We start from the raw sequence: 12,261 nt of genomic DNA, 5'->3' as shown, positions 1-12,261 counted from the left end.
CTTTCTCATGTTAATCTCTCCAGTGTAGATAAGCTTAATAACAATAAAACAATACAACTCAGCACCTATGGAGAGAACTATGCGATTAGAATCACTCGCCTTACATCACGGCTATGAATCTGAACCCACCACCAAGTCGGCTGCCGTTCCGATTTACCAGACAACTTCTTACACTTTTGATAATACTCAGCATGGTGCAGATCTATTTGATCTGAAAGTCCCCGGTAATATTTACACACGTATCATGAACCCAACCAATGACGTGCTGGAAAAACGTCTGGCTGAAATGGAAGGTGGTATTGCTGGTCTGGCGGTAGCATCCGGTATGTCAGCTATTACTTATGCCATTCAGGCTATTGCTGAAGCAGGTGACAACATTATTAGCAGCACCCAGCTTTACGGCGGCAGCTACAATTTGTTCGCCCATACCTTCCCACGACAAGGTATTACAGTGCGCATGGCATCGTTTGATGACTATGACAAAATCGAAAGCCTGATTGACGATAAAACCAAAGCCTTATTCTGTGAATCTATCGGTAACCCTGCCGGTAATATTGTTGATATACAACGTTGGGCAGAGATTGCTCACCGACATGGTGTGCCATTAATTGTTGATAATACGGTCGCCACACCTTACCTATGTCGTGTCTTTGACCATGGTGCGGATATCGTGGTGCATTCATTAACGAAATATATCGGCGGTCATGGCACAACGGTTGGCGGCATGATTGTCGATTCAGGCCGCTTTGACTGGGTAGCCAATAAAGAACGTTTCCCGATGCTAAACGAACCGGATCCTTCCTACCATGGCGTGATCTACACGGAGGCGTTAGGACCTGCCGCCTATATTGGTCGTTGTCGTGTTATTCCTCTGCGTAATACGGGTTCAGCCTTGTCTCCTCACAGTGCATTTTTATTAATGCAAGGTCTGGAAACCTTAGGCTTGCGTATGGAACGTCACTGTGAGAATGCATTGAAAGTGGCTAACTATTTACAACAGCACCCTAAAGTGGAATGGGTCAATTACGCGGCTTTAGAAAACAGCCCCTATCATGCGGTCTGCCAGAAAATTACCAAAGGTCAGGCTTCAGGTATTCTCAGCTTTGGCATCACCGGAGGCAAAGAAGCGGGTGCCCGCTTTATTGATGCTTTGCAGATGATTTTACGCTTGGTCAATATTGGTGATGCAAAATCACTGGCCTGCCACCCCGCAACCACTACACATCGACAATTAAGTCCGGAAGAGCTGGCAACCGCAGGCGTATCAGAAGACTTAGTGCGGATTTCGGTGGGTATTGAGCATATTGACGATATTATTGCCGACATTGCTCAAGCACTGGAAAAAGCATAAAAACAGTCTTGATTGATCTATCTCAACCTGATCTCACGGTCAGGTTGAGAAGATTCATTTCCTCTACCACCTCCCAAGACTTATAATGGCACCTCTTCAAACTGAGTACGTTCTCCGTGTCATCACCCAATTCCCATCAAAAAACGGCTGAACGTTCACCTCACAAACGTTTACACCCAAGAAATCATCATAATCAGGGGTATGACTTTCCGAGCTTGATAGCGAGCAACCCAACATTAACACCATTTGTTTTTAACAATGCTTTTGGCAATCTGTCTATCGACTATAGCCATGCTGAAGCCGTCAAGCACTTAAATGCAGCTTTATTGACATACCATTATCAAATCCAAGGCTGGGATATCCCCGAAGGAGCTCTCTGCCCACCGATTCCAGGGCGTGTTGACTACATCCATCACATTGCCGATTTATTAGGCGTTTCAGACCAAAATAACAATATCCGCATGCTGGATATCGGTATTGGCGCCAGTGGCATTTATTCACTGCTAGCCAGTCACTGTTATGGTTGGCAATGTGTGGGAAGTGATATCAATCAGACCTCTCTGAATAATGTCGCTACCATACTCAATAAAAACAAAACCTTAGGGAGGCTTGTAACACTTCGTCATCAGCCAAACCCACATCAGATATTTGAAGGCATTATCAATCAAGGTGAGATGTTCGATGTCAGCGTATGTAACCCACCTTTCCATGCCTCTGCTGAGGAAGCATCAAAAGCGCATCAACAGAAACAACATAATTTGAAGCTGAAAACCAATACAAACTCACTGAGTTTTGGTGGTTCAGCAGCAGAATTATGGTGCAATGGCGGTGAGAAATTGTTTCTCAAAAAGATGATTCGTGAGAGTCAGGTGTTTGCTGAACAATGTCGCTGGTTTACCAGTCTAGTGTCAAAAATTGAAAACCTGACCCCATCAATCAAGTTAATCAAAAAACTGGGCGCCTCAGACATAAAGCAAATAGACATGCATCAAGGTAACAAAATCACACGCATCCTGGCATGGACGTTTCAGTAAACGGCCAACTGTAGCTAACGAACCTTCACCAGGTTGCGGCCAGCGGTTTTCGCCTGGTACATGGCCTCATCAACTTTGTTTATCGCATCGTCAACACTATAGGCAGGATCAAGGGATGTCACACCAATCGAGGCCGTAACCTGTAATGTGTTACCTTCTTTATCGTAAATAATTTGCTGTTGTGCAATCATGCTGCGAATGCGCTCGGCAACCCGTTCAGCTTGTTCTAATGTAGTATTAGGCATGCAAATCAGGAACTCTTCGCCACCATAGCGATAAAGCTGATCGTAAGGTCGCAATACCTGCTGTAAACACGCTACTGTTTTAATTAATACGTCATCGCCCACGGAGTGACCATAGTTATCATTCACCTGCTTAAAATGGTCCAGATCAAGCATAGCCAATGCACTGGGTTGCAGGCTTCGCTTTGCCATAGCATGTTCTTTATTTAACTCAGCCTGCATACCGGCACGGGTCTGAGCCCCCGTTAAAGGATCTAAGTTTTGTACCAAGTTGGCGAATTCATGACGTAATGCTTGGAATTGTGTGCGCATTTTTTCCAGGTCATGGTTAAATTCATCAAACATAGTGACTGGTATCGCTTGTTCAGACACAACAAGTTCGATAAGTTGTTTAGCGCTTTTATGCATATTCTCATGGGCATGCCCTAACGACACAAAGGTGGGATGGTCCTGAATCAGCTCGACATGAGAAGTGTAGAACCACTCTCCAAACTCACACAATTTATAAGCATCGTTTCTTAGATCTTTTTCATCAGGTGGCACGCGAGACACTAAGACTCGTAAAAGATCTTGGTACCATTTCTGATGACTTTCTATCGCTTTATCAATCTCATCAATAACAAAGCGTAATTGTTGGTGAATCACCGCGGCCATGCCTGCCCATCCAAATTGGAAATAAATATGGAGTCATCGATGTTTGACCCTCTTTTGACTATTCCATATTAGTGTTTGCTAAACAAGCCTTATTTGATTTATCCAATCATGACGCGTTTAATGCGTTCAGCCGCTGCTACCAGCAAAGACTCGTCTCGTGTATAGGCAAAACGGCAATGTGACTCTGCTTGATAATGCCCAAAATCTAAGCCTGGTGTGATAGCCACACCAGCTTGTTTAAGCAGGAACCGAGATAAGGCCATACTATCGGGTATCTGCTCACTCAGTAGTACTGAACAATCTGCGTAAAGATAAAAAGCCCCCTGCGGTGTGACGGGTATGGAGAAGCCAATATCTTTTAATAATGGCAGCAAGGTATTACGGCGTCGCTCGAAAGCCTGGCGACGCTGTTCCAGTATCGATAAAGTATCAGTCTGGAAAGCCGCCAGTGCAGCATATTGCGACATGGTAGCGGGTGCAAGAAACAAGTTCTGGGCTAACTTATCCATCACCTCTGTGTACCCTTCCGGCACCACTAACCAACCCAGGCGCCATCCAGTCATGCCAAAGAATTTGGAAAAGCTGTTCACCACGAAGACTTGATCACTCACTGATAATGCAGTCGGGGCATGAAAACCATCGTAAGTGAGACCATGATAGATTTCATCCACCACCAGATGCCCGGATTTTTTGGCTACCGCCGCTGCTAATCCACTAAGTTCTTGTTGAGTTAATACCGTACCGGTTGGGTTAGATGGCGAAGCGACTAAAGCCATCGCCGTGTTATCATCCCAATATTGTTCAATATGCTGAGCCGTAAGTTGATATTGGTGATTTGCATCAACAGGAATACTGTTGACGCGTCCTTCAACAAATCTGGCAAAGTGTTTATTGCAGGGATAACCGGGATCCGCCAACAAGACCTGCTTCTGTTTCTCGAGTAACGCCCCCATCACTAGAAGTAATGCGCCAGACGCGCCTGGCGTAACAATAATACGCTCAGCGTTTACCTTTACCTGATACTGCTGTTCATACCAGCCAGCAATCGCTTCTCTTAATTCAGGTAAACCACATGCGGGGGTGTAATGTGTTTTGCCTTGCTTTAAAGCATTCATTCCAGCTTCGATAATCGGTTGAGGTGTTTCAAAATCAGGCTCACCGACTTCCATATGAATGATATTCTGCCCCGCCGCTTCTAGCTGTTTAGCCTGAGCCAAAATATCCATAACATGGAAAGGAGAAATAGCGTTTGCGCGACTGGCGACTTTTTTGGTCATGCCGTATCCGTTTGAGTTTTAAGGTGAAATAACAGGCGGCTAGTTTAACAAATCCAGATGCTTTAACAGCAGCTATTGAAAAGGCTTGCCAATGCACATACATAGGCGTACTAATCAACTGTTGAAAAAGATAGACAGGTGCGCGTTTCAGTGCCATGCTCTCTGGTTTTTAATCAGACTGATGTCGAAACGAACAGAAAAAGTAATAATTTTTTATTGTTTAATAATCAATTATCAGCACACCTGTAAATCGACGTTGATTTTAATTTTGCACAAGCTGGGCGCATCTGGTATAGATTCGCCCTTGGTTTTAGAAAGTATGAGGTTTCAAGATGGAAAACACTCAAGTCGACACTAAGATTGCTCCTTATCAGGAGAAAGCAGGCGAAGAGTATATGAACGACGCTCAGATTGAGCATTTTCGCCATATTTTAGAAAACTGGAGAGCACAGCTTCGTGCTGAGGTCGACCGTACGGTTCATCATATGCAGGATGAAGCAGCCAACTTCCCTGACCCGAATGATCGTGCTACTCAGGAAGAAGAGTTCACGCTTGAACTTCGCACGCGTGACCGTGAACGTAAATTAATCAAGAAGATTGATGAGTCGCTGGTTGATTTGGACAAAGGTGATTACGGTTATTGCGAATCTTGCGGTACTGAAATTGGCATTCGTCGTTTAGAAGCCCGTCCTACAGCAACGCTATGCATTGACTGTAAAACTCTGGACGAAATCAGAGAGAAAAACCGTATCTGATTCGTCTGATATTAAGGCGTTGTTCTAGGCATCAGGATTGATGCTCCAAGACCTCATACGCAAAAAAAGCCCCGATAACCGGGGCTTTTTTGTCTCTAGTCTTTTTTAGGTTCATAGGTATAAAGTAAATCTACCCCACTCTCCGTGCCTGACTCGGCTTTTAACGACCAGATTTTACTAAGTTGATAACGCAGCTCGACACTACTGACGGAATCGAACACGCCAATACCGTAACTCAGATAAAGTTTTGGTGATAAATACTTACCAATGGTCAGCGCCGCATTTTCCTTGCTGTCGCCAGTAATAGAAAACTCATCCAGACCAAAGGTATTGGCAATATCATCCCCTATCATCGCCCCATTTTGCAGGCCAATACCCGTTGCTGCGGAAGCGAGTAAGGCGGCATCGGTTGCACTTGCTTGTTCTATGGGTTTGCCCAAAATCAAATACGATAAAATATTATCCTGACTCATATCTGGGTCAGAGAACAAGGTCGCCTGAGGTGAGCTGACATTACCCTCAATGTATAAACCAGCGGTGACCTCTTTTCCGTGCCTGACGGCTTTAATATCCAGTTCAGGGTTATCAATGGGACCAGAAAAGCGAATTTTGCCATTATCTACTTTTAATAACTGACCATAAGCAACATAACTGCCGTCTTTGATCGTGATCTGACCATTCCCTAGCAATACATCATTAGGGTTACCAGATACATGTAAATCCCCTGTCAATCGTCCCTGGAAGCCCAATGCTTTTATCTGTACTTTATCGCCAAGGCTGACGGTTAAATCGACTTGCGTTTGTGATTCGGGCTGCTCTTCTGTGGTGTTATTTGAAATAATACGGACATCCGCACTCGGGCTCACTGATGAATTAAACCGGGTGGGTTCAATTAATGCTCTTGGAATAACCACTTTACCGGTAACCTTGGTCAGCTCGGGGGTAACCAGAATAGTCATATCCGGTTCAGCAATGACTAACGCTTCAGGTGTATTCATCACTTCCAGTTGCTTACCACTGACGTTCGCCTTGAGCTCCCAACCGGTTTCATTTAACGCATAGCTACCGGTAGCATTCAGTTTACCTTCACCTGAATCAGCCGTTAATGTCATATCCACCTTATTCAGATTACCGTTAATCTCAGCCTGAATATTCTTTAATAGGATGCCGGCATCAATAATACTGACCTCACCCTGTTCTAACTGTGCCTTACCTAAAATTTCAGGCTGAGCAATGGTGCCGCCGATATCGATATTGAGCTTAAACTTTCCCTTAAGCCCTTCTATCGCCGGATGCGTTAATTGCAGAGCAGCCAGGCTTTCAATATTCGTTCTAACTTCACCTGTTAAAGCCGCCTGGCTGGCATCAGCCATTAAAACATCGATACTTGCCGTTTCAACTTGTGCCTTGATAGCGGACACCCCATCGATTTGCGGCTCCAGATTAAGTGTTGCTGTGGTATGTGTTTTATCTAATTGATACTCAATAAAAGTATTGTTCAATACAATAGCTTGTTTCTGATTGAGCTCAGACTGATTCAGTTGAACAGAGGCATTTTCCAGCTGAATTTTGCCATCCCCGGTTATTACATTATGGTTATCTCCTGCGAGTGTAAACTGCCCTTTAAGCTGGCCTTTTATTTGCTCTAACTCAGCAGAAAATTGTTCAAATAGACTCAATGGTAATTCTGCAAAGTCACCTGAGGTTTGCCATTGATCCTGAGAGTGACTGGCTGCAGCGCATAAATTGCCTTTCTCAGACTGCCAGCAATGACGAGGAATATTTTGCTGTTTCGCATTCAGCATTAACTTGTCTTGTTGAGTCAGATGCCAAACACCTGCCTGGTCATTACCAAAGTCAAACTGGCGGAATTGTCCTGTCCAAATGGATTGATTTAGCTGCCCATCAGCAACGACATCAATATTTATCGCTTTCGATGCCAGGTTCAGTTGTATCTGATGTGATTGCTGTTTCCCCGTGACATCAAGATCAACCCGATCAATCAACAGCTCTGATAAGGTCAGTCCTGTGAGCGTAACGCGGCTATCAATATTGGCATTCGCTTGCAAAGTGAAGTCAATATCCCCATTAATAGCTTCGACTTTTGTCGTATCAAAAGCTAACGACTTTCCGTCAACATTAGCAAGAATACGTGGTTGCTCAAGACTGCCTGTCAAACTGCCTGAGCCATTAAGACGTCCTTTAAGGGTCGGGTAAAAATCTTGTAAGTCAGGTGAGTTCAGTGTCCAGTTAACGTTCATCTGATCTTGCTGAAGCTTTCCTTTCACTGAAAGTGAGGATTCTGCCGATCTCGCAGAAAAATGATCAATCAACACATCGTTGGCCTTAGAGCTGAGTTTTGCCTCAATAGCCAAAGGTTTCTGTCTTAAAGAACCTGATAATTTTAAAGTATCCAGTACCACATTCAGCTGATTATCTGTTTGACTGACGGTAAGTGGTGCCTGACCAGATAACGATCCAGGCCATTCTGGCAAAATAATGCCCGGATTAAATTGATTTACCGTCAAATGACCATCCACTAGTGATTCACCAGCCCAGGCGAGTCTGCCCTGATAATCAATTTCGCCTTTACCTAATTGAATATGTAACTGACTTTGCTCAAAACCAATATCTGTTTTGCCATCACCGTTGGCATTGATTGTCATCGCGACATCATTCACCGTTAGATCGGTTTCTGAGCGTAACGTCATTGTGTTGGTATTGCCTAACAAGTTTAACTGGCCTTGTTTTATATAAACGGCCACTTCAGATAATGATGCTGGCAGTCTTAAATGCTGCCAATTTGCAGCGAGCTCATAATTTATCGGGCTTGATGACCAGTCAACTTGGCCGTGAGTAGTGATCTTACCGTCAAAGCCGTTAATATTCAGTTGCTTGAGCGAGGCGGATGTGTCATCACCCTGCAACTGAGCCGTCAGTGTTAAAGGTTCATTTTCATAGGTCACTACAGTGTTAATACTGGCCTGATAATCCTTTATTGACCCTGTAAGATTGACTTCTCCATGCTCGCTTTTGACTACAACCTTATCCCCTTGTAATGGCCACTGTAATTGCTGCCATACGGCCTTGAGATCAAAGGCTATTTCAGGGGTGTCCGTGTTGACCTTACCTGATAGCGTGATTATTTTTTCGTTATCTGGCTGTGCTTTTGCTTGAATATGCCATTCAGCCATATCTTCACTGTCAGCATTCACATCAATATTGATAGCCGGTATATCCGCTCGTTTCACCGTCGCTTGCAGCGAACTTTTCAGCCTTGTCAGCGTACCTTCAGCGTGTAGCTTGACATTATCAAGCTGCAATTCCTGTTCAGGCACCAACTTACTGACATCAATGGCTTGTGCTGATGTTGTCAAAGTCCAGCTCAGAGAAGAGGTGAGATCATTAACGACCAGTGTTTGTTCTGATTTGAGTGGTTGCTGAATCTCTTGAGTCAGTACAAGTTGCTGTTGGTTACCCGTTATTTGACCGTTTATCGTCAATTTTTCAGGAAAAACCTTCAACAAATCGACATGGTAATTCAAACTAACAGCATGCTGCTCTGTTAAGCCAATACGACCATCAAGCTGGAACTGCACATCTTGCTGCGATAGAGATAAGGTCTGTATCACCAGTTCATCAGATATCGTTTCCGCCTTGAGTTGAGCCTCTTCAACTAAGGTCGTTTTTGCTGAGGCATTATCTAACGTCACATCTCGGATGATAAGTTGGTCCAGCGTGATTCGAACTGGTAAGGCAATATCCGGTAAGTTAATCTCAGCATTTACATCACTGGCTTTGTCAACCTGCTCAACCGGGCTTATCGTTATCCCCTGGACAGCTAATCGTTGGATATGTAAATGGCGCTTAACTAATTCAGCAGGCCTCCAACTAAATTGCAGTTGTTCAATAGCAATAGCTGTTGCCTGTTCTGGCTGATACTCAATATCTGACAAAACAAGCTCGCCAAATAATTCGCCTTTGGCTTCACCCACTTTTAAAGCCGGAACCATTTTGTTAACGATATTGAGTGTAGTATTCAGACCCGATTGGGTGGTGAGCAACCAGACCATCCCGGCAAGGAAAGCCACAAAGACAAACATGATGGCGAAAACAATTTTCTTGCGCATGATTATAAATCCGGCCCAATCACAATATGCAGAGCAATCGGTTCATCTTTCTCTGACAGGCCTTTCGCCAAATCAACCCGAATCAATCCTACTGGGGAGCGCCAGCGAATACCGACACCCACACTATATTCAATGGGATCACTAAAACTATTAAACGCATTCCCAAAATCAGAAAAAACAGCCGCCCCCCAATCCTTTAGAAACATATGCTCAAGTTCGACACTACCCACAGCCAGATAGCGTCCACCAACCACATCACCTTCTGAATTCTCAGGCCCCAGTGACTGGTAATCGAACCCTCTGATACTGTTGTCACCGCCAGTAAAGAAACGTAGAGAGCTGGGTAATCGTTCAAAGTCACTCACTTCGGTTGCCCCAATTGAGCCCCGGGTGATAAAGCGACTGTTCTCACCAAAAGCCTGAATCAGTTTGCCTCTGACCACAATCTGACCAAAGGTAATATCAGATAATAATGATTCAGATGCACCAGAGAGTGTCAGGGATAAACGCGCACCATGTTTTGTATAAATGGTATTGTCAGCCCAGGTACGGCTCCAGGATATGCCGGGAATAAGTAAAAAAGTTGACTCACTTTCATCGGAAATATCAAAATCTTCTTGTAAGAATTTAATTGAGCCGGTTTCATCCCAGCCCCATCTTTCACGTTTATAGTAGCTACCTACCGCAAAGGATTCACTTTCACTGGTGTCGGTATCTTGCTGTTTATATTCTGTATTGAAGCCAACGGTATTAATCGTTTCACTCCAGAATGGCATCACATAATCGGCACTTAGTGTATTGGTGACTTGGGATAAACGTGCATCGGCTTGTAATCGGTGTCCACGTTTATTCACATAACGATTTTCCCAGCCAAGACTTAATCTTGCTCCAGTATCAGTGCCATAACCAAGACCAGCCGTATACAATTGTTTTGGTTTTTCTTCCAATGAGATATCGATGGGTACTTGCCCATCTTGTCTTTCAGCGCGCTGGGTACGAACTGACACAGAATCAAAGTAACCACTATTACTGAGATTTTTTCTCAGTGTTAATGCTTTGTTATCCAAATAGGGTTCACCTTCCTTATAAGGTAATAACCTGTCTAATAATGGGTCGCCAACAACGGTATCCGGGAATAAGGTCTTACCAAAGCGATAACGCACACCAGAGTCATAATGCAGATAAACATTGGCGATATGATTTGGTACATCGACTTCAACTGATGCTTGGGTCAACTTTCCATCAAAATAGCCCCGGCTCATAGCCAAGGTTAATATTGATTTTTTCGCGGCTTCGTACTGTTGGTGATTGAGTTGCTGATCTTTTTGAAGTGGGAACGCTTTCTTTAGTTTTATAAACTCTGCATCCTCTGCAGCTTCGCCATTAAACGCGATGTCAACCAATGCCAGCTTAACCGGTTCACCTAAATCGATGGTGTAAGTAGCTTGCCAATTGTCTTTATCGAGCGAGAGTTCACTGCTGATTTCTGGCTGGTAATAACCAAAGACAGTTAACATCGTGCGTAATTCTTCAGGTGCCGATTTATGTAATTTTTCCAGATAACGTTTATTCAGGCGTTCACTTTCTTTTTGTTTTTCGATAGAGAGCCCGTTGAGCAGGGTCTTTCCCATTGAAGCATCCACACCATTGATTTTTACAGTTAATTTAATGGGATCAGCAAGAAGTACTGAACTGAAGAACAGTAAGAAAATAAAGAATAGTCTGTGAATAAAGGCTATTGCAGGCAAAGTAATCTCGTGCTGGAAGTAAAAATGATGGACAACTATTATGACAGCAATAATTGCTTGCCATTCACTAACAAAGAGGTGTTTTATTTATTTTGGATAAATTTTTGACGGTAAACACTTGGTGCGCAACCGAAGAAACCAGTGAATCGACGACTAAAGTGGCTCAGGTCACTAAAACCAAAACTATAACAGGCATCGGTCACACTTTTGCCGGACTGAATTGCCTCAGCAGCGGCTTTTAAACGAATTTGTTGTTGAAACTCACCCGGCGTACAACCCAACTGCTTTTTAAACTCAACGTATAAACGGCTGCGACTCATACACGCTTTACGGCATAGCTGGTCAACATCCAGTGGATTGGCGATATTTTGCTCAAGATAGTGAATCGCTGCGGTGACACCTGTAGCATCTGGGGATTGTTGACAATAACTTAATAAAACATCACGTCCTTGTTCCCTGAGCAGTCTGATCACTAACTCTGTCACACTCAGATCCAACATGATTTCTTTGTCTGGATCGTTACGTGTATATAAGGAAACCATTTTTTCCAGCAAATACTGGGTATCACCTGTGTGATGCTTATGGATAATTTTAGGTTGATATTCCCATTCGTGATTCGGGGCATCCAGCACAATAAGATCACGCATCCGTTCGGACAATCGTTCAATTCTGTCTTTGGATATTTCAATGGTCAGACAGGTGGTTGGTGCAGTCTCATTGGCATCAGGAAAATCAATTTCTACGTGTTCACCGGGCGGGACAACATAAGATTCATGCGGAAGAAAAAGTTCGCCATCGTTATTGTGCGGACTATGCATGACTTTGCGTCCACTCACCATGCCACAGTAGAGTAATTGTTGTGCTTCAAGGCCCACTCTGCTGGCTGCGCGATACGTGTCATAAATGCTCAGTTCTGACTCCGGGCCAGCGAACTGAACTTTATTTTCCGTCAATAATTGTCGTTTTTCACGCCGTTTTACCAGCGAGAGTTTCTCAATTTTCATTGGGATATCTTATACCAAATTACAAAATATTTTTGGAATGGTTCTGGACTCTCAGTCAAGTGATTG

8 protein-coding genes are annotated in these 12,261 nt (G+C 43.9%); 3 read left to right on the top strand and 5 right to left on the bottom strand.

Annotated features, from left to right (window positions below):
• Window positions 1–79 precede the first annotated feature (79 nt).
• Window positions 80–1,351, top strand: a complete 1,272-nt coding sequence (locus tag B2248_RS00745) for an O-acetylhomoserine aminocarboxypropyltransferase/cysteine synthase family protein (RefSeq protein WP_273181647.1) — start codon at window positions 80–82, stop codon at window positions 1,349–1,351.
• Window positions 1,352–1,467: 116 nt separating this feature from the next.
• Window positions 1,468–2,385 carry a 23S rRNA (adenine(1618)-N(6))-methyltransferase RlmF gene (gene rlmF, locus B2248_RS00740; RefSeq protein ID WP_273181649.1) on the top strand — a complete coding sequence of 306 codons (918 nt, stop codon included), beginning with the start codon at window positions 1,468–1,470 and terminating at the stop codon, window positions 2,383–2,385.
• Window positions 2,386–2,399: 14 nt separating this feature from the next.
• Here the strand turns inward: rlmF and B2248_RS00735 are convergent, their stop codons facing one another.
• Window positions 2,400–3,281, bottom strand: coding sequence for a diguanylate cyclase (locus tag B2248_RS00735; protein ID WP_007145364.1), 882 nt, complete (start codon window positions 3,279–3,281; stop codon window positions 2,400–2,402).
• Between the two features lie 98 nt (window positions 3,282–3,379).
• Window positions 3,380–4,558: a pyridoxal phosphate-dependent aminotransferase gene (locus tag B2248_RS00730; RefSeq protein WP_273181652.1), complete on the bottom strand. Its 1,179-nt coding sequence runs from the start codon at window positions 4,556–4,558 to the stop codon at window positions 3,380–3,382.
• A 332-nt stretch (window positions 4,559–4,890) separates the two neighbouring features.
• On the opposite strand from B2248_RS00730, the gene dksA reads away from it, so the two are divergent.
• The gene (gene dksA / locus B2248_RS00725) at window positions 4,891–5,313 is read left to right on the top strand and encodes an RNA polymerase-binding protein DksA (RefSeq protein WP_007145366.1); all 423 of its coding nucleotides are present in this window, start codon (window positions 4,891–4,893) and stop codon (window positions 5,311–5,313) included.
• A gap of 95 nt (window positions 5,314–5,408) precedes the next feature.
• Here the strand turns inward: dksA and B2248_RS00720 are convergent, their stop codons facing one another.
• The 3 genes from B2248_RS00720 to B2248_RS00710 form a co-directional block, all read right to left on the bottom strand.
• A complete protein-coding gene (locus B2248_RS00720) occupies window positions 5,409–9,443 on the bottom strand; it encodes a translocation/assembly module TamB domain-containing protein (RefSeq protein WP_273181654.1) in 4,035 nt (1,344 codons plus the stop codon).
• Window positions 9,444–9,445: 2 nt separating this feature from the next.
• Complete coding sequence (locus B2248_RS00715; protein ID WP_007145368.1) at window positions 9,446–11,191, bottom strand: autotransporter assembly complex protein TamA; 1,746 nt, start codon at window positions 11,189–11,191, stop codon at window positions 9,446–9,448.
• 83 nt (window positions 11,192–11,274) lie between these two features.
• A complete protein-coding gene (locus B2248_RS00710) occupies window positions 11,275–12,195 on the bottom strand; it encodes an AraC family transcriptional regulator (protein ID WP_007145369.1) in 921 nt (306 codons plus the stop codon).
• Window positions 12,196–12,261 lie beyond the last annotated feature (66 nt).

This window comes from Methylophaga sp. UBA2012, assembly GCF_002335235.1.
Lineage (GTDB): Bacteria > Pseudomonadota > Gammaproteobacteria > Nitrosococcales > Methylophagaceae > Methylophaga > Methylophaga thalassica.
This window is presented reverse-complemented; position numbering and strand designations above follow the sequence as displayed.

What these genes read in the sequence shown, in the direction of transcription:
- B2248_RS00710 (WP_007145369.1), bottom strand. Translation starts at nt 12,195, where the DNA reads ATGAAAATTGAGAAACTCTCGCTGGTAAAACGGCGTGAAAAACGACAA.
- B2248_RS00730 (WP_273181652.1), bottom strand. Translation starts at nt 4,558, where the DNA reads ATGACCAAAAAAGTCGCCAGTCGCGCAAACGCTATTTCTCCTTTCCAT.
- B2248_RS00720 (WP_273181654.1), bottom strand. Translation starts at nt 9,443, where the DNA reads ATGCGCAAGAAAATTGTTTTCGCCATCATGTTTGTCTTTGTGGCTTTC.
- dksA (WP_007145366.1), top strand. Translation starts at nt 4,891, where the DNA reads ATGGAAAACACTCAAGTCGACACTAAGATTGCTCCTTATCAGGAGAAA.
- B2248_RS00745 (WP_273181647.1), top strand. Translation starts at nt 80, where the DNA reads ATGCGATTAGAATCACTCGCCTTACATCACGGCTATGAATCTGAACCC.
- B2248_RS00735 (WP_007145364.1), bottom strand. Translation starts at nt 3,281, where the DNA reads ATGGCCGCGGTGATTCACCAACAATTACGCTTTGTTATTGATGAGATT.